We start from the raw sequence: 22,793 nt of genomic DNA, 5'->3' as shown, positions 1-22,793 counted from the left end.
AGTGGTTTGGCAGGAGGATTCAGGCGTTGACCGCTTCGGGCAAAACCGATAAGAAGGAGAGAATCCCGTGAACAGGCAACTCATTGGGGATACCATCCGGCTGCTTCAGGCAGAATTGTCGCCCATCGCCGGAATTCAGCTTACTCTCTCTCCCGGGGAAGGCGAGGATCTTCTCCCGGTAATGGAAGGCTTCAATCTGGAATACAGCCGCAAACTGCATCTGATGGGTATTTATATCATTCTTACCCAGGCAGCCCGGTATCATATGGAATGCACTGCAACTCATCCGGGCTTGATCCGCAGTGTGCTGGATGGAGATTATTTATACAGCTTTTACCTTCAATTCGCCATAAAGTATCGTGAACTGGATCTCGTCGTCCATCTGGCTCCTTTTATTAAGCAGCAGCAGATTAGGAGGTCGAACGGGGACTATGCCGAGCTGAACCTCACAGCCCAAATCGGACAGTTCCTGAATGCTGAATCAAAGAATACGGCAAATCGGAAAAAGTGTTAGAACAGGTGGGATCGCACCAACATGAAGCTTCACGAAGCCTTGAATATCGACATTGCAGAAGTTAACCGTGAAATTGAGCGTCTCTTAACGGGCGACAAGGATGTTCCCGCAGGCTCGCCGCTGGCGACAAGCGTCCTGGAGCTTATCGCTTCCGGCGGTAAAAGGCTTCGCCCGCTTATGGTGATAGTCGGAAGCCGGTTCGGCCGGAAGAGAACCCGCCGCCGAACGCTTCAGCTCGCCGCGGCAGCCGAGTTCATTCATGCCGCCTCGCTCGTTCATGATGATATCATCGACGATGCCAAGCTGCGGCGCGGCAGTCCCGCCCTGCATAGCAAGACGGGGGTCCTCTCCGCCGTCCATATCGGCAATTACATGTCGGCACGGGTGATCGAGCTGCTAAGCAAGCAGGCAAAGAATAAAAACCGTTATGTGCATGATCTGTCGGCTGTCGCCACCGCCCAGCTGTGCATCGGGGAATATCAGCAGATGGAGCACGCCTACGATTACGATATTACCATGGAGGAATATCTGGAGAAATCGCTCAACAAGACGGCTCTGCTGATGGCTACCTGCCTTCGTGTGGGAGCGCTGTCGGCCGAGAGCACGGAAGAAACGGCCGAGGCTCTGTACAAATTCGGCGAGGCGCTCGGCATCGCCTTTCAGATTCAAGACGATCTGCTGGACTTCACCCAATCGTCAGAGACCCTTGGGAAGCCTGCCGGCAGCGATCTCCGCAACGGTCAAGTCACCCTGCCCGTAATCTACGCGCTGCAGGACCCCAGGCTCGCGGCCCATATCCGCCGCATCGGCCCCCATTCCTCCGAAGCCGATGTCGAGGCTGCTCTGGCGGCAATCTCCGGCAGTGATGCTCTCGCCCGCACGGAAGAAACGAGCCGCCGTTACTTGGAGCAGGCGGCCGATATTGCGAAGCAATTGTCCTCTTACTCGGCCTATGCCGATCTAGAAACGCTGATTGCATACTTTGCGGGAAGAGACCGCTGAACAAGCCTAACCTCATAGCAATGCCAAACGGCCGCCCTCTCCGATTCATTAGGAGAGAGCGGCCGTTTGGCCGTTATATACAGTTCCAATCCTCTAGCTTATATAGAAATAATCAACCAGCGTACTGGCCAAAATAACCGTACTAATCACCTGATTCAGATTATAAGAGGCCATCTTCATCAACTGCCGGTTCGAAGGCTTGATGATCTTGTGCTCCGTCATCAGAAGCAGCGTCGCTATGCCGATGCCGGCAAGATATGTCCAGCCGAGGCCGCACCACTGGTATAGAAACAGCAGCAGCATAATCATGATAAAATGCAGCGCCGCTGCAATGCGCAGCGCGTTCTCCAGCCCGAAATAGCTGGGAATGGACCACAGCCCGATGCGGCGGTCAAATTCGATATCCTGGGTACCGTATATAATGTCGAAGCCGGCGATCCACAGCATGACGACCGTGCCGATGACAAAGGGCGTAAACGCGATTTGTCCGGTTACCGCAAACCATGCGCCGATCGGAGCCGAAGCGATAACGAATCCAAGGTACAGATGGCTGAGATAGGTGAACCGTTTCGTATAGGAGTAAGATGAGATCAGCACGATCGCCACCGGCGATAGGATCAGGCACAGCAGGTTCAGCATGCCCGAAGCGGCAATGAAAATCATATAGTTGACGACGATAAATACGGCGACTTCCTTCTCAGCCAGCAGCCGCTGCGGAAGATGCCGGTGCGCCGTCCGCGGATTCTGACCGTCAAAGGCCCGGTCAACGAGCCGGTTGAACGCATTGGCGCCGTTGCGCGCGCCGATAAGGGCGATTAGCCCCCACAGCATAATACGGCCCGAGGGCCAGCCGCCAGCCGCCCACACCATGGATATTATGGCAAAGGGCAGCGAAAACAGCGTATGCGAGAACATAACCAGCTCGCTGAACATTTTTATCTTGTGCCCCGCGATTTTGCAGGCGTTAATAATGACCATTTTTTACTTCCCCATTCTTCCCTTGTCGTTCCCGGCCTTGCGCTGCATGTCCGGCAGAGCCGCAGCGCCCGCTTAAATGCGGGCCAGCGTCACGTCCAGCGCCTTCAGCATGCCGTCGATATCCGCTTCCATGATCACCAGCGGGGGTTGAAAGGCCAGGACATTGCGGCCCACTCCGTTTTTCCCGATCAGATATCCCCGATCTTTCATTTCCTCCAGCACATCATCCGTTAAGGCCGCAGCATCCGCCGCATTGCCGCCGCGCAGCTCCATGCCCAGCATAAGCCCCGTTCCCCTTACATCGGCGATTCGCTCCGGGTAGCGTCTCTGAAGATCCTGAAGCCCTTCCTTCAGTCTTGCGCCCAACTGCCGCGCCCTCTCGGGAAGCCGCTCCGACTCGATGTAATCCAGCACGGCAAGCGCCGTGGCCGCCGACACCGGATTCCCGCCGAAGGTAGAAGCGGACGGCGTATTCAGCGACCGGGCAATTTCGTCCCCTGCCGCAAAAGCGGCCACCGGCACGCCATTGCCGAGCGCTTTGGCCATCGTAATAATGTCCGGAACGACGCCGAAATGCTCCATAGCGAACATCTTGCCCGTGCGTCCGAAGCCGGTCTGGATTTCGTCCGCAATCAGCAGGACGCCGTACTGCTCCAGCAGCGACTTCACCGAACGGAAGTACGAGCGCTCCGGCATAATCATCCCGCCATTGCCCTGAATCGGCTCGGCGATCATGGCGGCAATCGATCCGCCCTTCTCCTCCAGCACCTTTTTCAGGTCCTCCAATGAACGCTCCGCCGCCTGTTCCGGCGTCAAATCCGGGTCGTAGGGACGCCGGATAAAGGCTACATCCCCGTCCAGATATTTATCGGTCCGCCACATGGGCAGCCCCGTTACGCTCATCGTCAGATTGGTCCGCCCATGCAGCCCGCTCTCCAGCGCAATAAATCCTTTGCGTCCGGTATGGAGCCTTGCCAGCAGCATCGCCCCCTCGTTCGCCTCCGAGCCGCTGTTCACGAAGAAGTTGCGTCTTAAGTCACCGGGAAGCACTTCCGCTAGCCGCTCCGCCAGATCGACGTTCGGCTGAGTCAGATACACGGTCGTCGTATGCTGCAGCTGCTGCAGCTGATGAATCGTCCGCTCCGTAATCGCCGGGTTGCAATGGCCGCAAGCTACCACCGATACACCCGCGAAGAAATCAGTGTATTCCTTGCCGTTCTCGTCATAGACATGCTGCATCGACCCGCGGACAAGCTGCGGCGAATTGCGGTAAAAATGCTGCGTGCAAGGGTAGAAATACTGCTTACGCTTGGCCGTGACGGCCTCTCTTCCAATCATGTTGTTCTCGTTCACAGCCGGCCCCTCTTTTCTCCGTCGATATTTAAAATTTAATCAAATTGCAGTGACCCCAGTGTATATCCCGCATAGACGGGCTGCATGCTGGAGGTCAGCCCCTGCTGCGAAGTCCCCCTCATCGCTTGCTGATACGCCGTAATGATTTCACGCAGCTGTTCCGGCGTATAAGTAGATCCCTCAATACGGAAAGTAGAGACGCCCGCCGCATTCAGCTCATCCAGCATCGGCAGATAGCACAGCTCTTTGGAGAACACCAGATGACAGCGGCCATGCTGATCCCGGTACACCGGATTCTCTCCTTTGTCGGTCATCAGAACAAGCACATCATTGCCGACATAGCGGTTGTCTTCCTCCCCGATCGGCTCCATCACTTCGGCATTCTCATATAAATCATGCTCCATATACATCAGCGCGGGCGTGCCGTGCACCACCATTTCCAGCGGCAGCGAGCTGCGGGAGGCAAAGGCTGCAAAATGCTCCAGCGTCATCTCCGGCGATACGGGAATCCGCTTGAGTCCAAGCCCTGCATACAGCCCGGCGGCTAGAGTGTTGTAGATATTGAGGCTGGCGTCCCCAATCATAGGGTATCCGGAAGTATTATAGCGGCGGATCGCGCCAAGATTCGTTACGAGCAGGCCGTCAATCGGCAGGCGTTCTCCATGAATCAGCAGTTGGTCGTATTGGTCAAAATGCAGCTCCGTCATCATCCGCGGCAGTCCCAGATAGAGCTTCGTTTCTCCCTTAATCGCGCCCAGCTCCATAATGTCGCGCTTGGTAAATGGACGGTCGGGCTCGTAGACGTCGCCGGACAGGTACAGATGCCCCACCTTGGCCTCCAGCGCGGCCTTGGCCTGCGCCATGTTGTTAACGCGCACCGCAAGCTCCGGACTCACCCGAGCCTGGTTAGGCCGCGCCTCCTGGGCTAGCCGTCCCTTCAGCTGCAGCACGCGGTCTTCGGACAGCTCACGCTCCGCCGTCGGTGTGCTGAACACCTTGCCGGTACTGTAGAACTTGCCTGTGCCTTCATACCGGCGGTTAATGTTCCGCAGGCCCGGCTTGCCGAACGCGTAGGCGGTAGAGAAATCGCGCTTGCGGTTCTGGTACAGCAGCTTCGAATCAACCGTACGGTCGAACCCTATCGGGTCTTCGATGTACCGGTCGATCGCTTCGCCGTAGCTGTTGACGAGCATAACCATAAAATCTTTGTCGCGCATGCGGCCTTCGATTTTGAAAGAGGTAATTCCCGAGTCGATCAGCTCCGGCAAATTTTCGTACATGAACATATCCTTGACCGCGAGCGGGTAATCCGCTGGGAAGATATAGCCGTCCTTTTTAATCCGGTAATTCCACCGGCAGGGCTTCATGCATTTGCCCCGGTTGCTGCTCATTCCGAACACATGAGAGCTGTAGTAACAGTTCGCCCCGTGAACCGAGCACATGTCGCCGTGGACAAAATACTCCAGTTCCATTCCGCTCCTTGCGCCCAGCAGCTTCGCCGTCTGCAGGTCCATCTCCCGCGAAGTGACGACGCGGCTTACGCCAAGATCGCGCAGCGCGTAGATCATCTCCAAATTATGCACATTCATCATGACCGAGGCATGGATAGGCAGGGTAAGCCCCATCTCCCGAATCAGCTCCAGCACCGCCATATCCTGCACGATCAGCGCATCCGGACGAACGCCGTCCAGAAAAGCGAGATATTCGCGGGCCTCCCCGGTCTCCTGCTCGCTGAACAGGTTGTTGACGGTAATGTAGACCTTTTTGCCAAGACCATGGGCGATAGACAGCGCCTCCGCAATCTCTTCATGGGATAAATTGTAGCCTTTGCGCATCATCCTCATATTGAGCACGGGTCCGCCGAAATAGACCGCATCGCAGCGGGACTGCACAACCTCTTTAAAAATCTCGAAGGTGCCGGCGGGCGCCAGCAATTCAATTTCTTTTCCATTAAAATAACGCGTCATGCGTGTTTCCTCCTTAAGTGACTCCCCTGATGACCTGCCCATTTACAGGATAGCTGCGGCAAAGCCCAGTATAACGAACATGGCGATAAAAAAAGTATCGGCCCAGCCCCACCTCAGGCGGTGATACCGCGAACGGGGGGCATCCATTTGGAAGCCGCGCGCTTCCATGGAATAGACCAGATCCTGGGCGCGCCGGAACGCCCCGGCAATGACAGGCACGAGCAGCGTCACCAGCATCCGCCCCTTCTCTTTCAGCGGCAGCTCGCTCAGATCGGCCCCCCGCGAGGCTTGCGCCTTCAGAATAATCTGCGCCTCGTCCAGAATGGTCGGCATGAACCGCAGGGCGAGGCTGACCATCAGCGTAAAGCGGCCCGGAGATAGTCCGGTGAACCTAAGCGGTGACAAGATCCCCTCCATCCCCTGGTTCAGGCGGGCCGGAGTGGTCGTAAACGTCAGCAGTGCGGTAAAGGCGACCAGCAGGAATGTGCGGATGACCGCGAACGCGCCGAGCCTGAGCCCCTCCTCGTGGAGAGAGTAAGAACCAAGCGTTAGCCATACCGCCCCTTCCTTGACCGACAGCAGCTGAACGATAAAAATAAACAACATTAAATACCGCAGCGGCTTGGCCGCCTTCAAATAATATTTCAGCGGAATCCGGGTTGAAGCCGCCACTGTCACCGAGAACAGGGCAAGCAGCGCCATGGCCGGCCAGGACCGGGACAGCAAAATGGCGGCGGCGTACAGCAGCATCCCAATGAGCTTGGAACGCGGGTCCAGCTTATGTACCCAGGAGCCGGTCTCAATGACTCTGCCGAGCAGCAAACGCTCATTCATGGCCGGCCCCCTCTTCTCCAGCGCGGACGGCGTTGTTCCCGCTTCTGGAGACAATCAGCTCCGCCAGCCCCTCCGCCGTCAGCCTTGGAGCTTCGTCATCAAGGCCAAGCCGGTCCGCAACGGCCCGCCAGTAGCGCAGCGAGTCCGGCACAGCCAGACCGCAGCGCGTAAGCACGGAAGGGTCCGCTGCCAACTCCTTCACACCACCCTGGAAGACGGCGCGGCCCTGGCTAAGAATGACCCAGCGGTCGGCATAAGGCAAAAGCTCGTCCATCCGGTGCGTGACGACAATGATGGTGCGCCCGCGCTCCCGGCACAGACGCGTAAGCAGTCCGATCAGTTCCTTGCGGCTGACCGGGTCCAGTGACGCTGTCGGCTCGTCCAGCACGACAATCTCCGGGTCTGCGGCCAGCACCGAAGCGATGGCCGCCTTACGCATTTGTCCGCCGCTGAGGCGGAACGGATTGCGTCCAAGCAGCGCAAGGTCCAGCCCCATATCCAGCATCGCCCGCCGCGCTCGCTCTAGCGCTTCGTCCGGACTCATGCCGAAATTGAGCGGACCGAAGCACAGATCCTTCTCCACCGTCTCCGCGAACATCTGCTGCTCCGGGAATTGGAAGACGAGCCCGACCCGCCGCCGCAGCGGCTGCAGCTTAGGCGTCTTCTCTCCGGCATGGAGCGTAATATCGAGAACCGACACCTTCCCCTCCGTCGGCCTCAAGATTCCATTGAATAATTGAAGCAGCGTCGATTTGCCCGATCCCGTCGATCCGGCGACGCCGACTATGGAGCCTTGGGGAAGGTCGAGATCGATGCCGTGCAGCGCAGCCTGCCGCCACAAGCTCCGCTGCGCATAGGTATAGCTTACTTGCTGCAGTTGAATGGCCATAGCGTATCTACAAGCTCCTTTTCACTGGCGGGAACGCCGATTGTCAGGCCCCGCGCCTCAAGCTCGCGGCTCAGCTCCCAGGCGTACGGCGCGCACAAGCGGCACGCCTCCATTAGCTCGCGGCTGCGGAACAGCTCAGCCGGCGTCATATCCCCCGCCAGCTCACCTCCGCACAGCGCGAGCACGCGCTCTGAAGCCATAATCTCATCGGCATCATGCGTAATCATGAGAATGGTGTACCCTTCCGCATGCATGTCCCGCAAAATACTCAGCAGCCCGTTCCGGTTCTCTTCGTCCAACATGGAAGAGGCCTCGTCAAAGATGACGACGCCCGGCTCCATGGCAAGGATGGATGCAATCGCGACCCGCTGCTTCTGTCCCCCGGACAGCTCTCCGGGGTGCTTGGCCAGCAGTCCGGAAACCCCGAGCTTGCCGGCGTACAGATGCAGACGCCGGTCCATCTCCTCCCAGGACAAACACAGCCCCTCCAGACCGAATAGGATATCCTCCTCCACCGTCTCTCCAACGAACTGATTGTCCGGATTCTGAAACACCATGCCGATCTTTCGGCGGATGCTTGGGACGCTTTCTTCAGTCAGCACCTCGCCGCACACGGCAATTTCGCCGACGCTTGCGGGAAGCAGCGCATTCAGCAGCTTCACCAGCGTCGATTTGCCCGATCCGCTCGCACCCACCAGGCCAACCCACTGCCCCTGCGGGATGCGAAGCGAGATTCCTTGCAGGACCGGATTCTCCGGGTCATAGCCGAAAGACACGTCCTTCAGAACAATGGCGTCCGGGCTGTGCTCTGCGAAATTCCGCTTTCCGTTCACTTCATTCATGCTGTGTTCATCCTTCCTGCGGCTCGCTCAAGCTTAGCGTAAAAATTCCTCGAACAGCGATATTTGAGACAACGAGGACACCAGATAGCGAACCGCATAACCAACGGCAATCCCGGTGACAATCCCGGTCACAAGCAGAATCGGCAAATAATACATAATGCTCGTGGTCCCCATCACTATAGACGCTGCCGCCAGTTGCCCGATGTTATGTGCAATGCTTCCCGCGATGCTTACCCCGATCAGGCTCAGCTTCATGCGTCCTCCCTTCATCAGCAGGAACATGACGATGAAGCTGAGCAGCGAGCCGAACAGGCTGAACAGCAGACTGGAGAAGGTACCCAAGATGAATGCGGTAAGAAGCGTTTTCAGTATAACAAGCATAAAGGCGTCGCGCCCGCGCAAAAAATAGATACAGGTCAAAATCATAATGTTGGCAAAGCCCAGCTTCGCCCCCGGCATAAGTCCCATCGCGGACAGCGGAATCTGCGCCTCCACAATGCCGAGCACCACAGCCACCGCGGAAAAAATGGCGATAATCACCGTTCTCTTCAGCGCCTGGCTTGATTCGCTATTGGACAAACCCATCAATTTCATCCTCCCCCGCTCCACTTGCGATTTCCACCAGTACCCGATGCGGCAGACAGACGATCGTCTGTTTAGGCAGGGTAATAAAACCGAAGCCGAGGCATACTTGGTCCGGGCAGTCCGCTTCATACATTTCTACTCCGTAATCATGCACTTTAAGAATGTTATAGCCGTGTTCCGTACGGATATCGATGGTTTGTTCCTCTTTAGTGAGCTTAATAGTACGGTAATGCTTGCCATCCACCGTGACATTGGCTACCAGCTCTTTCCCTTGTCCCCCTTTGGTTTCATTGCCGGAGAAATAACGGGGCACAAGAAAAGCCAGCGCTGCAATCAATATGACGGCAATCAGCAGCATATCTGCGCGTTTCATAAAATTCTCCCTTATTTTTTAATCAAATGCTAACTAGACTTAATAATTATAGCGGCCTCCTGGAAATCCTTCAATGAAAGCGAAAGTTTATTCACCGAATTTAATCGGACTTCACAAAATGTATATTAATCGCTAGAAAAAAAAGGATGATCCGGTTTTTTAGGGATATCCCCCCCCCAGGCAAGCCATAAACCGCATCGCCGGGAGAATACGCTGGAATCTTGTTGCATCCCGGATAATTATATGTTAAAATTTGATAATATTTGATTTTTCCGAGTTTATGGAATTCGCCAAAGAAGTTTCCACATTTTCTAGCGCGACTCTTCCTTATTTATATGAGATGATATTTCAAACTGGTTTTCCGACTCACACTGGCGCGGTCATTGGAGCCGCAAGGACAAAAGAGAGGCAGGGCTTTTGTCGTTTTGGATGCAGAGCTATTATCCCCCATACGGCTGCTGGAATAAAGAGGAGTATACGCCCGTTGCTCACGAACGGCGGGAAGATTAAATATACATGAACGGAGACGGCCGGGTTGTCATATGGACACAGGCGTTTCCGCCAAGCATACTAAGCGCTCGGTAACCGTTGTTTGCGGAGATCGGGCGCTGTCCATTTTATAGAAAATGCAGCCAGCCGGCCAGGGACATCCACAAAGGAACACTCAACATTACACCAAAAGCCAATCCGCGGCGGAAACTGCCTTCTACTTTCATCCTTCATTCCTCTTTCCCGATTTATATAAGATGAACTTAAGACTTTTCCATCAGATATCATCGCTCCTACAGTTCCAAACTTCCCCTTCGTTCCTTCTTACCCTGATGTCATTTTTCAAGTTCATCTTATATAATAATTTCAATTTTAATTAACTAAATTTAATATAAATTATTTTGTTGTATCATGTTGTGAAATAGATCACATTCTCTTCATAAATGCTCTCCCTAAAAAAAATGGCCCTGCCTTGGGAGTCGACAGGACCATAAAAGAAATATATTACAAAACACTGGGGGGTGTTTGGTAAGTTCAATATACACCCCAAACCTGAAAAGAACCTGACCAGAACCTGAAAAAGACCTTAAATTTTCGCCAAAACCTAAAAAATTTTCCATGCATCGCCAACCGGAAGCCGCCGACCCTCATCTCATCTATAACACCGCGCTGCCTTCGTCCACTGTTTGAAGGGGCGTAACGACTTTGTTTTTGCCCGAGCGTTTCGCGGCATACAGCAGGGCGTCCGTATCTTCAAACAATCGTTCCTTTGTGGTTCCCTTCTCATAGCTTTTGAGGCCGATGCTTACGGTTACGGCAAGTCCGCCCAGTTCCGCATGCCGCGTTTCGGCGAACGCCGTCCGAACCTGCTCCATCAGGGAGAGCGCCTCTTCAAACGTCTGCTCAAACAGCAGTATGGCAAATTCCTCACCACCGTAGCGGGTAGCGATGTCGGTGGGCGGGATATTCTCCTGGATGGTGCACGCCACTCTGGATAAAATGAGATCGCCCGTCCGGTGCCCAAATTTATCGTTAATTGCCTTGAAATTATCAATGTCCAGCAGAGCCAGATGAAAGGGAACTCCCAATTCCCCATATTCCAGCGCTTTTTCATAAAATTCATGAAATGACATGTGGTTGAACAATCCGGTCAGAGCATCCGTTTTGGATATCTTCAGTATCGCGGCGTTCTCGACCATAAGATTCTGCTTGGCGCTCATTGTCGTCTCCAGATCATACAGAAGCTCGCGTCCATTGACAATAATAATGCCAGCCACCAGCGTGCCTACAAGAATGAAGATAGGAATGGATATCAGATCGAACGGGTTCAGAAAGGCTTTGAACCGATAATCCCAATTGTACAGAATGCAGAAGGCGGCAATCTGCAAGACTGCCGTATACATAGTTAAATCAAGCCGGAAGAAAATAGCTGAAGCCATAATGGGCAGCAGCATAATGGCCCCTATAATGCGAATATCCATATTCAGATGGATAATCACCATCGAGACGAATGTGCCCGCCGCAAACAAGGAGATGAAAGAGTATCTGCCCGCATACCGGTCGATCAGTTGGGCCGCCGCGACACTTCCCCCCATCAGCACCGTCGGCCCCAAAAGAACCTTATAATAGAAAATCCCGGCTTCAATCTCATATGGAAGAAAAAGGTATGCGTACAACTGGGCGGCAAAATGCAGCGCAATGACAACCCAATAAGTCTCCAAAAAACGTTTGATCCATTTGGTCTGCCTATGTATGGAAGCATCGGACGCATTTACAAAGTCCTTTATTCTCATTCCTTCACCACGCCAGAATATTATTTTAGGATAAGCTGCCGCAAAGATTTCATAATAATCTTGAAAATTGTACAGAAAAATGAGGAATTAATCAATCAAAAGCCTTGTAATCCGCCAAGCGCGCCGATAAATGCCGGAAAAATACAAAACGCAGTCCCCGAAACCGGGAAAACCGCGTCGTAATGTGGATAGGCCAGGATATTCATCCTGCCTTTGTTTCTATAGATTCTTCAGCCAAATCCGGATAAAAGATTCATTCACCCGGGAGGCCATATCATCGCTCAACTCCACACTTTCAATCAAGTCCTGACCGTCAGGTATGATAATTGGAGTGATCGGGGACAACCCCGCTTTTGCAATGACATCCAGGTTGAACTCCAGCAGCGTCTGGCCGGTGCTTACTTTATCGCCTGCACTCACACAGGAGTAAAAGCCTTCTCCCTTTAACGATACCGTTTCAATGCCGACATGAATCAATATCAGAATACCGGTTTCATGTTCGAGCAGCAGCGCGTGCTTGCTCTTCTCCATTATATGGACGACCGTTCCCGGACAAGGCGCCGTTACTTTGCCTTCCGAGGGCAGGATCGCTCTCCCTTTCCCTATAGTGCCGCCTGAAAATGCCGGGTCCGGAACTTCTGCCAGCGTCAGCGTCTTTCCTTTTAATGGAGCCTCAAGCTCGATAAGCCTGGCGGATTTTTTCTTTTTGGCGAATTCAAACATGTCCGGTACCTCCCGTCACGCTAAATAAAGCTATCCGGCCAAATTTCCTAAACTGCTGATATACAAATTGTAAAGAGTCATTGCCTACAATAGAAGGAGTTTCCGCTATGGCTATTTGGACCTGACCAAACAAAAAACGCGGCCCCAAACTTCGGGAAACCGCGCATATTCCGCCTAACCAAGATGCTCAGGAAGAGGCCGTTTGATTAACCGCCGTATTTGGACGTGTATTCATTTATTTTTGCCTCGGCCTTGTTAAACAGCGCGATACCCGCAGCTATCTTCTTATTGGCATTTGCAAACTTTTTATTGTCAATTTTCGTACTGTATAATGAGCTCTTCATCATGGTCAATCCTTCGAGCTGGAGCTTGGCGCCGGAGAGATAATAGCTATGAATGACAGCCAATTCTTCATTCGACGGCACAACCTTTTTTACGCCCACTACAAGTTTGGTGTAATTGGGGACGATCACGTTGTTGAACGCTAAAAAAGCTTGCTTACGGTTGGACGGAGTCACTACCCGATACTTGTTGTACGCCGATAATGCTGACTTCTCATACTTCTCCAACAGTGCCATTTGGTTAAGATATTTAATCAAGGCATCAAGCATCACTTCATTAGCGTCACCATCTGTATAATCTCCGTCTGTCCCATAGTAATCGTCCGAGGCGGTATAATCCACGGGATCATTATTGGTACTGTCCTCGGCAGAATGATTTACGCTGTCTTGGGAACCCACCACTTTAATCGTTACAGTGTACGGTGCATACCCATGCCCTACGTCAACCGTCAAAGTCGCTGTACCGGCTCCAACCGCATGAATATGTGAATAATACGTTGATATCGGCTCCACCTGAAGCACCGAAGTATCGGAAGACACCGGAACATAGTCATAACCTCCAATCTCCGACATGCTTGAAACATGAATAAGCGAGCTAAAACCAGCGGTCTCACCGACAGTCAATGTAGTATTAAAGCCGGTAAAATCCACAACCGACTCCAGCTTCTTATCGGCCGCAAACGCACTTACAGGGAATAACAGTACTACCATCACAACCAAACACATAACAGACTTGAATAACTTATTCACTACAACCCCACCTTAACATAATTTTGAACTTATGTAACTCAACTTTCACAGCATAATTGCAGATAAAAAGCAACCATCCTATTTTTCCCTTTCTATTAATTAATCGGATATTTATCGGAAATAGTTAATAAGAATCAGATTTTCATCATACTTTCGGGCCTTGGAGCGGGGGTTGGTGATTTTGTCATAGGTATAAAATCATAGATTTACCGATCTCCGGCTTACCACTACATGGTCAGTCAGGATTTTACGTACGCTATCCGACAGCATGCCGCGTTCCCGCCGGCTGCCAGGCGAGGATGCTGCTCGCCAAAAACACGCGCGGCGCGCCGGTTGTAAGGCAGGTCGCCCGAATCCGGCCGTCGCGGATACCCTTGACCTCGATCTTCCGCTGCGTAATCTTTCCGGACCGGTCCATATATACGATTTCGATGGTGTGACCCACACTCATCTTCACATTGTTCGCCTCCAAAATAAGAACGTTTGTTTGTATTATATGCGAACATTCGTTCTTTATGCAATGGTAAAAATAAGTCAAACATTTTATTTGCTTTTATAAATATATTGTTTTATTACATAAACAAACAGTATGAAAGGAACATGAATATGGGATTCTCTTACAAGCCACTCTGGAGGTTGCTATTGACAGAGAAATGTCCAGGACTGAATACCGTGAAGCACTCGGGCTATCTACTGCAACACTCGCGAAACTTGGGAAGGATCAATATGTTTCTATGGAAGTATTAGAAAAAACGTGCCGACATTTCAATGTCCCTTTGCATGAAGTAGTTGTATTTGAATTGGAAGAAAACAAAGAAATTTAAAATGCGCGTTCTATAAATTGGGGCGTATTTTATAGTGACACTGTGTATGGAGTGCGTGGATTGAAATTTAGATGGATATTGGAGCAATAAGGCCCAAGAATAATAGCTATATAAAATGCCCCGCCAGATAACTCGGCGGGGTCAACTTATTTTATGTTTATCCTATAATGTTACGCCCAACTCGGATGTGTATCCGTCAGCCTGGTAGCCCCGGAAGTAGATCTTGTAACAAGAGATGAACTCGCCTTGTTCATTGGCCACAAAACGAACATTGTGCTACTTTAATGCCTTCTGCAATTCCCACGAATACCACCAGTTATAAAGTACGTGTTGGTGCCACCTTATTTGATACAATCGGGTCACTGTAACGTTCATCAGCTTTACCAGTGACTCGTCTTACGACAATGAATGTTACTGCAATAATAATTATGGCGATAGCCAATAATTGCGAAATTCTTACGTTTCCATAAACAGGATCAAGATATCCTTGTTTAAAACCGAAGGACGTCATCGGCGACCACAATCCGTTAACCACATAAGCGAGCCAGTGTGGAGCCTGAAAGCCCAAGCTGTCTGTGTGCAATGCCTCGATGAAGAAACGCCCGATGGAATACCAAATGAAATAAGACATAAATAGTTCGCCAGATCGCAAAAACTTTTGTCTCCGCAAGATCAGCAACAAAACCAGGCCAACCAAATTCCAGAAAGATTCATACAGAAACGTAGGATGATGAAATACTCCGTCAATATTCATCTGATTGACAACGAAGTCAGGCAAATGCAGCTTGTCTTGGAGGAAAGACTCTTCTACAGTTCCGCCGTAAGCTTCCTGATTAACAAAGTTTCCCCATCGACCAATCAATTGGCCTACAATTAACCCAGGCGCACAAATATCGACCATGCGCCAGAAGTTATGCCCTTTTCGCCGAAAAAAAATAATAGCGAATATAATCGCACCTATTAATGCACCAAAGATTGCAATACCGCCATTCCATATTTTAAAAACTCCCCAGAAGTTATCTCTGTAATCTTCCCATTTAAATGCTACATAATATATACGAGCACCAATGATAGCAGAAGGTAATCCTAACAAAAGCATGTCCATGAATAATTCCTGAGGAATATTAAATTTCCGCTTGCCTTCATGGATTACGAATAGCAACCCATCTAACGCAGCCATACCAAGAATTAAACCGTACCAGTGTATCTCTTTATTCCCCTATTGAGAAGGTAACTTTACTCAATTGCAAATACATCACTTTTGTTTCACACTCCCAATGCATCTATTACATTTTTTCAAGCTTAGCTGTCATTTATTTAGGTCTTTTCGGCTTAGTTAATTCGAAACTATGTTTGACCATATTGTATATGTCCTCTTTTTCTAGTTCGCCATCCAAAATGACAGTATTCTAGTGCTCTTTATTCATGTGATAAGCAGGCAAAATTTCTACATATTGTTGTCTCAGTAGTTCGGAACGTTCAGGGGCGCATTTAAGGTTTACAATTAAATGGCCATCATACTCTGTAATGAGAGCAAATAATTTTGTACTTCCTTTATGGCGAATCGCAGTCCATCCATTTCCAAATGGATGACTCTCTTATGAGTTTAGATAAGACAAACAATACTCTATAATCTCTTCTAATGTCATTTGCAGCCCTCCCAAGTCACTTCGAGTAAGAGTAAATATTATTTATAACTGAAATCCAATTTTATAAGCCTCATCAAGATGATTATTAAAGAGAATTTCTTTGTTCTGCTCAACATGATCATCAAATTCCCCTAAAGTGTTTGTCATAAAATGTACTTTTGAATCTCCCACACCAACAAAGCCGGCTAAGCCGATGTTAAAGTAATGCTCCATCATTTGATGATAATTACGTTTTTCTAATTTCGCTTGCGTAAACCCAGTTAAAGCAATCCATCTAATTTGCTGTACCGGAAGCTTTTTTGAGTCTCCATATGCAAAACCAAAATTCCAAACCCGATCAAGGTAACCCTTCATAATGGCGGGAACACTATACCACCACACCGGAAATACAAAGACAAGAGCATCGCTGGATTTAATTCTATGCATCTCACGAACGACCTCATCGGAGTATTCCTTATCTGGATTATTCCAATCAGGTTCGTCTGGGCTTAGCAGAACAGGGTTAAACTTTTCTTGGTATAGGTCTAACAATTCATATTTGTTACCAGCTGCTTCAATACCGCTAATTAATCGCTTCGCAATAATCATAGTTAAGGAATCATTTCTGGGGTGAGCTACAACAATTAGCACTTTCATTATGTTTTTATACATCCTTTCTTTGCGGTTTAATGAAAGGTTAAACCCTACAAACATTGTAGAGTCAAGGATTAATTTGAGCGACTATCCCCCATGAACTGTTGTCGTTCTTGTTATTAGGTAGTACAGTATAGCAAAACTCATAAACATCACTAAGTAATGTAATGTTGTTGTTATTTATGAAATCCTTAAATTTCCTGTAATATGTTTTTGATTTTGAGTAGCTATCCTCAATGTATAAGGAACAATAAATTCCTTTTGACAAACGAATTTCTTTGAAACCTTCTGGTACAATTGAAGGATCTTCAAGAAACAAATAAGATGCAAGAAATTGGTTTTTTAGAAATTGGGGTTTTTCCACAATAAATCCTGGACTTACATTAATATAATCTAAGGAGTTTGGTAATGAGATGAACGATTTGTAGTACTCTGTTTCCTGGTCTCTTGTTGAGAAGACATTCACAGCTTTACTATAAATAATCCTTTCTTGAAATTCAGAAGTCATAATCTCATTTTTCGGATGTGATCTCAGGGTCTTAAAAATGCCTTGTCTTGTCTGGATTCCCCTTTTTAATTTAGTTAATTCCTTGATGCTTCGTTCAATTTGGTCAATCTGTGCTGAATACAATATGTCCAGTTTGTTTAAATCCCAATCATCCCCACCCAAATCCTTTATTTCTGAGATGGACAGATTAATGCTTTTTAAAATTTTAATATGGTGCAATTGTTGTAATTGACTGAGTGTGTAATAACGATATCCTGTTTCTTGATTAACGTGTGCTGGAGAAAAAAGCCCAATTTTATCGTAATACCTTAAGGTTTGTTGCGGAATACCAAATAATTTTGAAATTTCTCCTATCCTAAACATCGTATTCATAGTTATTTGCCCCTACTTTCTTATGGCTACTTAATCCAATTGAATAGCAAAGGAAAGGTAGCGGCACGTTCCTTAAGACGTGCTCAAATCCTGCTATGGACCGATGAAAACCGAGCTGGCGGCAAACTCTCCGATGCCGAAATCGCCGAGCGGCTAACCATTCATACCAACACCGTGCATTTGGTCCGGAAGCGTTACGCTGAGCTGCAGCACACCTCCAGAGGGGAAAAGCCGCTGGTCGCTGCGGATGCTTGCCGACAAAGCCGTAGAACTGAACTACATCGACAGCATTTCTTACGATACCGTGGACCGTATTTTAAAAAAACGAACTCAAACCCCATCTTCGTAGATGCTGGTGTATTCCACCAGAGCAGAATGCCGCGTTTGTCGCCGCGATGGAAGATGTGCTTGAGCTTTACCTGTTGCCCTATGACCCATCCTGTCCTGTGATCTGCATGGACGAAAAACCGTACCAACTATTGAATGAAGCTCGAAAAGACTACGTTATTTTTTTATTATCACGGAAAGATTCCCTTCAAAAACTTTTTGAGTTGTATGATTAAAAGTAGATAAATTCACAGTTACAATTCCTGTATTCTTTCGGTTATCTTCTAGACTAATGACTTCAACAACTACATGTAACTCATCATCAGGGTATACAGGTTTTATAAATCGGATATTGTCCATAGCAGTGCCGGCCACTACATCTTCACCGTATAAACCATACTCTACCCATAGTTTAAATGTTAGGGCTAATGTTTGGATTCCTGAAGCAATAATTCCTCCAAACATGCCTTCCTGAGTTTTCTTCTCATCCAAATGCATGTACTGAGGATCAAATTCAGATGCAAATTCCATAATTTTTTCTTTGGTTACTTTTATAGAATCAGTCTCAAACCGCTGCCCTACAAAGAATTCATTAAACTTCATATTACACCTCTCGAAACAGATCAGAGATTTATTCTCTAGCTAGTATGTTTTTTGGAGCGTTTTGGCTTGGTCAATTCGAAGCTATGATGCACCATATCGTGAATTTCATCTTCTGGTAGATCACCATCTAATATTACTGTATTCCAATGTTCCTTGTTCATGTGATAACCAGGTTTTACCTCTTCAAACGCTTTTCGTAAAAAATCAGCATGATCAGGGGGGCATTTTAGGTTGACGCAAAGACGCCCATCATGATTGTATATCAAGGCAAAAATTTTCTTGTTCCCTTGATGTCGCATCGCAGTCCATCCGTCTCCAAAAGGGTGATCTTCATATGAACTTGGGTATGATAAGCAATGCTCCGTAATTTCTTCTATTGTCATGTCGAATTACCTCGATTCTTTGGATCATCTATACATTAAACGCAATTAGGTTTCTTTGGTGCTTGCATACCATGCTGAAATTTCTTCCATCCGTTGTTTAAAATTCATTTCAGATCCTTGTATAGTGGGGTGGTAATATTCCCGTCCGATGAGAGAATCTGGCATTGTCTGCATCATTGTTAATTTTTCTTGGGTATCATGGGCATATTTATAACCTTTCCCGTAATTTAGTTCTTTCATCAATTTAGTCGGAGCATTTCGTAATTGTAAGGGAACGGGTTCATTTATGGAATGCAGGGCGTCTTTTTTGGCAGCTCTATAGGCCAAATAAGCTGCGTTGGACTTCGGGGCCAAGGCGAGATAAATGACAGCTTGGGTTAGATGTACATCGCACTCCGGCATACCAATGAACTGGCAAGCCTGGAATACAGCTACTGCTATCTCCAAAGCTCGGTTGTCTGCTAAACCAACGTCTTCACTTGCAAATCTGACCAATCTTCGAGCAATAAATAATGGATCTTCTCCAGACTCCAACATGCGCGATAACCAGTAAATTGCAGCATTAACATCACTATTTCTCATCGACTTATGCAAAGCAGATATGATGTTATAATGTTCCTCACCATTTTTATCATATAACAATGACTTGCGATTTAACATTTGTACTAAATCGTTTTTATTCACTACAATTGCTCCATCTGATTTTTTCCCGTGTAATACAGCCATTTCTAGTGTGTTTAAAGCTACTCTGGCATCTCCATCGCAATATTCAGCAATCGCTGATAAAACGCCGTCTTCGATCTCAATCGATTGATTATTAAACCCTTTCGGGTTTGCTAATGCTTTTTGCAATAGCTCTAAAATATCTGCATGATTGAGCTGATGAAGAACAAATACTTTACTACGAGAAAGCAAGGCTGAATTTACTTCAAACGATGGATTTTCGGTTGTTGCTCCAATCAATATAATGCTTCCTTTTTCCACATAAGGCAGAAAGGCATCCTGCTGTGCTTTGTTAAAACGATGAATTTCATCAATAAATAAAAGTGTTTTCTCGCCTAATTGCCTGTTTTCTTCAGCTTCTTTCATGACATTACGAATATCTTTGATACCGCTAGTTACAGCGCTAAAATCAATAAATTTAGATTGGGTTTGATTGGCAATTATTTTAGCTAACGTAGTCTTTCCCACTCCTGGTGGCCCCCAAAAAATCATAGACGAAACTTGATCATTCTCAATCATTTCACGTAATACTTTTCCGGGCTCAAGCAAATGTTTTTGACCTACAAATTCTTCTAGATTTTGTGGACGTACCCGATTTGCTAAAGGCCGTCCCTGATCATACTCGTCATCAAATAACGATCCTTGAATCATAAAATCACTTCCTCAAACAACGTATTAAATAACTACCATACATATGAATGTTGATTTATATAAGCTGCTGTCGAAACTCTGCGGGTGTACAACCTGTTTCACGTTTAAAGAATTTACTAAAGTGGGTGGCTTCCTTAAAATTAAGCTTTTCCGCAATGTCGCTAATAGAATAGTCAGTATGCACCAGCAACCGTTTCGCTTCAAGATTAATCCGGGCCGAGATAAAAGCTTTGGCACTTATTCCAACTGCTGCCATAGTTGCTCGAGTCAGAGTTTTTTCCGTGCAGTCTAGACGAATAGCGTATTCACTGACATGGCTCAATTTAGCAAAGTATTTCTCAACGAGTTTCTGGAAGCTTGTAAAACGCAGCGATGTTTGAGAATGTATTATGTCATGCTTCTGTTTGTGTTTATGAAGAATATTGAGCCAAGTCACAAATGCATAAAGTTGGTAACGTAACAACATATGAACATCCTCTTCTGCCTCTTCAATCAACGAGTCTTCAATCATTCGTTCGATTGAAACGATCCCACGACGCAACTCATTATTATTTAAATTTAGAATGTTTGGTAGCCTTCCAAAATCAAAAGCTAGTTTAAGCTCATTTAATGTTGATGTGTTAGGAATAAGAAACTCCGAACGAAACAAAATAATCCATCCATCCCAATCCTCGTCATGTCCGAAATTATGAACTTGACCTGGGGATATGGCAAGTAAGGTTCCTGTGCTACAGGAAATCGGCTCAAAATCGACCCATTGTATACACTCACCTTGAGTAACACATATAAGCATATAGAATTCATATCTATAGGTTATATGCATCTTTTCTTTCGGCGTCCGCTGTTTAAGATCAGAGACACGAAAAATTTCCAAATCGTATGGATACGGTAATACAGGTTGATATTTGAGACGTTCTATATTCATTTTCTGCTTTGATATGCGAACCACTACGTAAATCCCCTTTATTCTAAAATCATACCAATGTCCGAAAAGTATCATTCATAGTCCTGATTTGGCCTTTATCAATTGGGATCGTTGGCCTAAAATGATCATATCACTTCACAGGGCCTAAAGAAAAGCCCTAAAGAAAAGGAGCAAAAAAATGAGTGTAAATATCAAAGAAGTAGCTGAAGCTGTATTGAGTATAGAACGTGCCAATAATGAGCGGTGGAATCAAGGAGACTGCCATGGGTACCTGGATAGTTACAGTGATGACATTACTTACTTCGATCCTGTGACTGAAAAACTTGTTGTAGGTAATGCAGCAGTGAGAGAACATATTTTGTCACTCTATAAAAATCCTAACATTATCCGGAGTGAATATCTCAATCCAGATGTCGCTGTTAGTGAAGCTGGTGATTGGGCTGTATTGAGTTACAATTTACGCAATTTCGTAGCAGGAGAAAATGGAGAAGAACAACTTCAAACTTTCTGGAATTCTACTGCAGTTTTTCGTCTGATTGATGGTGAATGGCGTACAGTAAATGCTCATTGGTCTTTTGTCCGCCATCCTGCGATTATATCGGGTCCTAACGCGTTCTAAATGGATTAACACAAAACACATCTCTTACTATAAGTTATTAATGAAAACTCCCTTTATCAGTTGAACTGGTGAAGGGAGTTTCTGTGGAGAATTGCATTTATGTAAGTACCTAGAATGAGGGGTATCCAACATGCAGATTAATGATACGATGGCAAAAAAAATTTTGAGCGAAACCAAAGGAGAATCTACTGTTGGATTTACTCACTCTTTGAACCCTTACAGTGGTTGTGCTTTTGGATGTAGTTATTGCTATGTTAGAGAAATGCCCATTCAAAAATACAAAGATATTCCTTGGGGAGAATGGATTAATATTAAACTTAACGCTGCTGAAAACTATAATAAAGAAATTAATAGTCTTCGTGGAAGAAATAAACCTATCAACATTTTCATGTCTACTGCAACAGACCCGTACCAACCCATTGAGCGTAAGGTCGAAATAACAAGAAAAATATTAACGGAGATGATTGAATCTCCGCCGGATTTCCTTCAAATCCAAACAAGAAGTCCTCTGGTGGTTAGAGACCTCGATTTACTTTTAGAATTGCAACAACGTTGTGAATTATTAGTTTCTATGACTATTGAAACAGACCGAGAAGATATAAAGCGACTTTTTGCACCTTTAGCTCCAGGAATCAACTTGCGCTTAAAAGCCCTCGAAGATGTTCATGCTACGGGAATTGCTACGCAGGCATCCATTTCTCCGCTTTTGCCATTCACTCCTGATTTCCCTAAAAGACTACAGGGGATTGTTGATCGAATTTATATTGACTCACTGAACATTGGAGATGGTTTGAAAGGGGAACGATCTAAACGGCTGGGTATGCCTTTAATATTTCAGAAAAATGGGTTCTCTAAATGGTATCAGCCTGATATTCACTTAAAAACGTATAATTATTTTATTAAGCAATTTAATGAAAGGACTGTATTCTTGTCTTCTAGTAAAAAGTATCCTCTGAAAGGCAAAATATGTACGTTTAATTAAGCTATAACTCTCAGTATTAATAGGCTCTTGTTGCAATAAAATTTTAATGAAGAATGGTAACTGGAAAAAAATAAACCAAAAGACGATGACCAGAAAAAAATTAACTGCCAAAGAGAGAGTTCTAAATAACGGATAAACACTTTAGTCGAGTACAGGGTAGA

23 protein-coding genes and 4 pseudogenes are annotated in these 22,793 nt (G+C 47.3%); 7 read left to right on the top strand and 20 right to left on the bottom strand.

Features of this window, described 5'->3' with window-relative positions; translation table 11 throughout:
• The first annotated feature begins 67 nt into the window (after window positions 1-67).
• Window positions 68-514 (top strand): hypothetical protein, encoded by a 447-nt coding sequence (locus tag VK70_RS24175; RefSeq protein ID WP_025695217.1) that lies wholly within the window; start codon window positions 68-70, stop codon window positions 512-514.
• 21 nt (window positions 515-535) lie between these two features.
• Window positions 536-1,516 carry a polyprenyl synthetase family protein gene (locus VK70_RS24170; protein WP_025695216.1) on the top strand — a complete coding sequence of 327 codons (981 nt, stop codon included), beginning with the start codon at window positions 536-538 and terminating at the stop codon, window positions 1,514-1,516.
• A 93-nt stretch (window positions 1,517-1,609) separates the two neighbouring features.
• Here VK70_RS24170 and VK70_RS24165 read toward each other — a convergent pair whose 3' ends face one another.
• From VK70_RS24165 to VK70_RS24110, 12 genes are all read right to left on the bottom strand, one after another.
• Complete coding sequence (locus tag VK70_RS24165) at window positions 1,610-2,494, bottom strand: UbiA-like polyprenyltransferase (protein WP_036639905.1); 885 nt, start codon at window positions 2,492-2,494, stop codon at window positions 1,610-1,612.
• A gap of 72 nt (window positions 2,495-2,566) precedes the next feature.
• On the bottom strand, window positions 2,567-3,832 hold the full coding sequence (locus VK70_RS24160; RefSeq protein ID WP_036639908.1) for an aspartate aminotransferase family protein: 1,266 nt from the start codon (window positions 3,830-3,832) through the stop codon (window positions 2,567-2,569).
• 50 nt (window positions 3,833-3,882) lie between these two features.
• A complete protein-coding gene (locus VK70_RS24155; protein WP_025695213.1) occupies window positions 3,883-5,814 on the bottom strand; it encodes a peptidase U32 family protein in 1,932 nt (643 codons plus the stop codon).
• A gap of 42 nt (window positions 5,815-5,856) precedes the next feature.
• On the bottom strand, window positions 5,857-6,648 hold the full coding sequence (locus VK70_RS24150; protein WP_025695212.1) for an energy-coupling factor transporter transmembrane component T family protein: 792 nt from the start codon (window positions 6,646-6,648) through the stop codon (window positions 5,857-5,859).
• Window positions 6,641-7,537, bottom strand: a complete 897-nt coding sequence (locus VK70_RS24145) for an ATP-binding cassette domain-containing protein (protein WP_046723866.1) — start codon at window positions 7,535-7,537, stop codon at window positions 6,641-6,643. Before VK70_RS24145 ends, VK70_RS24150 begins: the two co-directional genes overlap by 8 nt.
• Window positions 7,513-8,379, bottom strand: coding sequence for an ATP-binding cassette domain-containing protein (locus VK70_RS24140; protein WP_025695081.1), 867 nt, complete (start codon window positions 8,377-8,379; stop codon window positions 7,513-7,515). The genes VK70_RS24145 and VK70_RS24140 overlap by 25 nt, the downstream gene beginning before the upstream one ends.
• Before the next feature lie 33 nt (window positions 8,380-8,412).
• Window positions 8,413-8,964, bottom strand: coding sequence for a Gx transporter family protein (locus tag VK70_RS24135; protein WP_025695080.1), 552 nt, complete (start codon window positions 8,962-8,964; stop codon window positions 8,413-8,415).
• Window positions 8,948-9,337, bottom strand: coding sequence for a NusG domain II-containing protein (locus VK70_RS24130; RefSeq protein WP_025695079.1), 390 nt, complete (start codon window positions 9,335-9,337; stop codon window positions 8,948-8,950). The genes VK70_RS24135 and VK70_RS24130 overlap by 17 nt, the downstream gene beginning before the upstream one ends.
• Before the next feature lie 1,145 nt (window positions 9,338-10,482).
• A complete protein-coding gene (locus tag VK70_RS24125; RefSeq protein ID WP_025695373.1) occupies window positions 10,483-11,619 on the bottom strand; it encodes a GGDEF domain-containing protein in 1,137 nt (378 codons plus the stop codon).
• A gap of 219 nt (window positions 11,620-11,838) precedes the next feature.
• Complete coding sequence (locus VK70_RS24120) at window positions 11,839-12,342, bottom strand: PTS sugar transporter subunit IIA (RefSeq protein ID WP_025695372.1); 504 nt, start codon at window positions 12,340-12,342, stop codon at window positions 11,839-11,841.
• Window positions 12,343-12,548: 206 nt separating this feature from the next.
• Entirely contained in the window at window positions 12,549-13,433 is an 885-nt protein-coding gene (locus tag VK70_RS24115; protein ID WP_025695371.1) for a hypothetical protein, read from the bottom strand.
• Between the two features lie 256 nt (window positions 13,434-13,689).
• Window positions 13,690-13,884, bottom strand: a complete 195-nt coding sequence (locus VK70_RS24110) for a hypothetical protein (RefSeq protein ID WP_046724529.1) — start codon at window positions 13,882-13,884, stop codon at window positions 13,690-13,692.
• 202 nt (window positions 13,885-14,086) lie between these two features.
• Between VK70_RS24110 and VK70_RS27550 the strand changes: the two genes are divergently transcribed.
• Entirely contained in the window at window positions 14,087-14,257 is a 171-nt protein-coding gene (locus VK70_RS27550) for a helix-turn-helix domain-containing protein (protein ID WP_233277731.1), read from the top strand.
• A 340-nt stretch (window positions 14,258-14,597) separates the two neighbouring features.
• Here the strand turns inward: VK70_RS27550 and lgt are convergent.
• The 4 genes and pseudogenes from lgt to VK70_RS24095 form a co-directional block, all read right to left on the bottom strand.
• Window positions 14,598-15,513, bottom strand: a pseudogene (lgt, locus tag VK70_RS24105) (prolipoprotein diacylglyceryl transferase); the annotation flags it as partial.
• A gap of 57 nt (window positions 15,514-15,570) precedes the next feature.
• Window positions 15,571-15,906 (bottom strand): annotated as a pseudogene (locus VK70_RS27545) (MmcQ/YjbR family DNA-binding protein).
• 42 nt (window positions 15,907-15,948) lie between these two features.
• Window positions 15,949-16,542 carry an NAD(P)H oxidoreductase gene (locus tag VK70_RS24100; RefSeq protein ID WP_025695585.1) on the bottom strand — a complete coding sequence of 198 codons (594 nt, stop codon included), beginning with the start codon at window positions 16,540-16,542 and terminating at the stop codon, window positions 15,949-15,951.
• A 64-nt stretch (window positions 16,543-16,606) separates the two neighbouring features.
• Window positions 16,607-17,419, bottom strand: coding sequence for a MerR family transcriptional regulator (locus VK70_RS24095; protein ID WP_025695584.1), 813 nt, complete (start codon window positions 17,417-17,419; stop codon window positions 16,607-16,609).
• Window positions 17,420-17,425: 6 nt separating this feature from the next.
• Here VK70_RS24095 and VK70_RS29620 point away from each other — a divergent pair.
• A pseudogene (locus VK70_RS29620) lies at window positions 17,426-17,563 on the top strand (hypothetical protein); the annotation flags it as partial.
• 49 nt (window positions 17,564-17,612) lie between these two features.
• Window positions 17,613-17,913, top strand: a pseudogene (locus tag VK70_RS29110) (IS630 family transposase); the annotation flags it as partial.
• A gap of 10 nt (window positions 17,914-17,923) precedes the next feature.
• Here VK70_RS29110 and VK70_RS24090 read toward each other — a convergent pair.
• Genes VK70_RS24090 through VK70_RS24075 form a run of 4 tightly spaced genes read right to left on the bottom strand, consistent with a single transcriptional unit; the run spans window position 17,924 to window position 21,055 of the window.
• Window positions 17,924-18,349 (bottom strand): MaoC family dehydratase, encoded by a 426-nt coding sequence (locus VK70_RS24090; protein ID WP_025695583.1) that lies wholly within the window; start codon window positions 18,347-18,349, stop codon window positions 17,924-17,926.
• Between the two features lie 35 nt (window positions 18,350-18,384).
• Window positions 18,385-18,732 carry an MmcQ/YjbR family DNA-binding protein gene (locus VK70_RS24085; protein ID WP_025695582.1) on the bottom strand — a complete coding sequence of 116 codons (348 nt, stop codon included), beginning with the start codon at window positions 18,730-18,732 and terminating at the stop codon, window positions 18,385-18,387.
• A gap of 45 nt (window positions 18,733-18,777) precedes the next feature.
• On the bottom strand, window positions 18,778-20,106 hold the full coding sequence (locus VK70_RS24080) for a replication-associated recombination protein A (protein ID WP_025695581.1): 1,329 nt from the start codon (window positions 20,104-20,106) through the stop codon (window positions 18,778-18,780).
• 55 nt (window positions 20,107-20,161) lie between these two features.
• Window positions 20,162-21,055, bottom strand: a complete 894-nt coding sequence (locus VK70_RS24075; RefSeq protein ID WP_025695580.1) for an AraC family transcriptional regulator — start codon at window positions 21,053-21,055, stop codon at window positions 20,162-20,164.
• Window positions 21,056-21,209: 154 nt separating this feature from the next.
• Here VK70_RS24075 and VK70_RS24070 point away from each other — a divergent pair, with 154 nt between their 5' ends.
• Together VK70_RS24070 and VK70_RS24065 are read left to right on the top strand one after the other, a co-directional pair.
• On the top strand, window positions 21,210-21,650 hold the full coding sequence (locus tag VK70_RS24070) for a YybH family protein (RefSeq protein ID WP_025695579.1): 441 nt from the start codon (window positions 21,210-21,212) through the stop codon (window positions 21,648-21,650).
• Between the two features lie 130 nt (window positions 21,651-21,780).
• A complete protein-coding gene (locus tag VK70_RS24065; RefSeq protein WP_025695578.1) occupies window positions 21,781-22,632 on the top strand; it encodes an SPL family radical SAM protein in 852 nt (283 codons plus the stop codon).
• The last annotated feature ends 161 nt before the right edge of the window (window positions 22,633-22,793 follow it).

The organism is Paenibacillus durus ATCC 35681 (assembly GCF_000993825.1).
Taxonomy (GTDB): Bacteria; Bacillota; Bacilli; order Paenibacillales; family Paenibacillaceae; genus Paenibacillus_AQ; species Paenibacillus_AQ durus_B.
The sequence above is the reverse complement of the archived record's forward strand: the minus strand, read 5'-3'. Positions and strand labels throughout refer to the sequence as shown.

Excerpts from the sequence above, each read along its gene's own strand:
- VK70_RS24170 (WP_025695216.1), top strand. The coding sequence starts at position 536 with ATGAAGCTTCACGAAGCCTTGAATATCGACATTGCAGAAGTTAACCGT.
- VK70_RS24165 (WP_036639905.1), bottom strand. The coding sequence starts at position 2,494 with ATGGTCATTATTAACGCCTGCAAAATCGCGGGGCACAAGATAAAAATG.
- VK70_RS24160 (WP_036639908.1), bottom strand. The coding sequence starts at position 3,832 with ATGATTGGAAGAGAGGCCGTCACGGCCAAGCGTAAGCAGTATTTCTAC.
- VK70_RS24155 (WP_025695213.1), bottom strand. The coding sequence starts at position 5,814 with ATGACGCGTTATTTTAATGGAAAAGAAATTGAATTGCTGGCGCCCGCC.
- VK70_RS24150 (WP_025695212.1), bottom strand. The coding sequence starts at position 6,648 with ATGAATGAGCGTTTGCTGCTCGGCAGAGTCATTGAGACCGGCTCCTGG.
- VK70_RS24145 (WP_046723866.1), bottom strand. The coding sequence starts at position 7,537 with ATGGCCATTCAACTGCAGCAAGTAAGCTATACCTATGCGCAGCGGAGC.
- VK70_RS24140 (WP_025695081.1), bottom strand. The coding sequence starts at position 8,379 with ATGAATGAAGTGAACGGAAAGCGGAATTTCGCAGAGCACAGCCCGGAC.
- VK70_RS24135 (WP_025695080.1), bottom strand. The coding sequence starts at position 8,964 with ATGGGTTTGTCCAATAGCGAATCAAGCCAGGCGCTGAAGAGAACGGTG.
- VK70_RS24130 (WP_025695079.1), bottom strand. The coding sequence starts at position 9,337 with ATGAAACGCGCAGATATGCTGCTGATTGCCGTCATATTGATTGCAGCG.
- VK70_RS24125 (WP_025695373.1), bottom strand. The coding sequence starts at position 11,619 with ATGAGAATAAAGGACTTTGTAAATGCGTCCGATGCTTCCATACATAGG.
- VK70_RS24120 (WP_025695372.1), bottom strand. The coding sequence starts at position 12,342 with ATGTTTGAATTCGCCAAAAAGAAAAAATCCGCCAGGCTTATCGAGCTT.
- VK70_RS24110 (WP_046724529.1), bottom strand. The coding sequence starts at position 13,884 with ATGAGTGTGGGTCACACCATCGAAATCGTATATATGGACCGGTCCGGA.
- VK70_RS27550 (WP_233277731.1), top strand. The coding sequence starts at position 14,087 with ATGTCCAGGACTGAATACCGTGAAGCACTCGGGCTATCTACTGCAACA.
- VK70_RS24100 (WP_025695585.1), bottom strand. The coding sequence starts at position 16,542 with ATGAAAGTGCTAATTGTTGTAGCTCACCCCAGAAATGATTCCTTAACT.
- VK70_RS24095 (WP_025695584.1), bottom strand. The coding sequence starts at position 17,419 with ATGAATACGATGTTTAGGATAGGAGAAATTTCAAAATTATTTGGTATT.
- VK70_RS24090 (WP_025695583.1), bottom strand. The coding sequence starts at position 18,349 with ATGAAGTTTAATGAATTCTTTGTAGGGCAGCGGTTTGAGACTGATTCT.
- VK70_RS24085 (WP_025695582.1), bottom strand. The coding sequence starts at position 18,732 with ATGACAATAGAAGAAATTACGGAGCATTGCTTATCATACCCAAGTTCA.
- VK70_RS24080 (WP_025695581.1), bottom strand. The coding sequence starts at position 20,106 with ATGATTCAAGGATCGTTATTTGATGACGAGTATGATCAGGGACGGCCT.
- VK70_RS24070 (WP_025695579.1), top strand. The coding sequence starts at position 21,210 with ATGAGTGTAAATATCAAAGAAGTAGCTGAAGCTGTATTGAGTATAGAA.
- VK70_RS24065 (WP_025695578.1), top strand. The coding sequence starts at position 21,781 with ATGCAGATTAATGATACGATGGCAAAAAAAATTTTGAGCGAAACCAAA.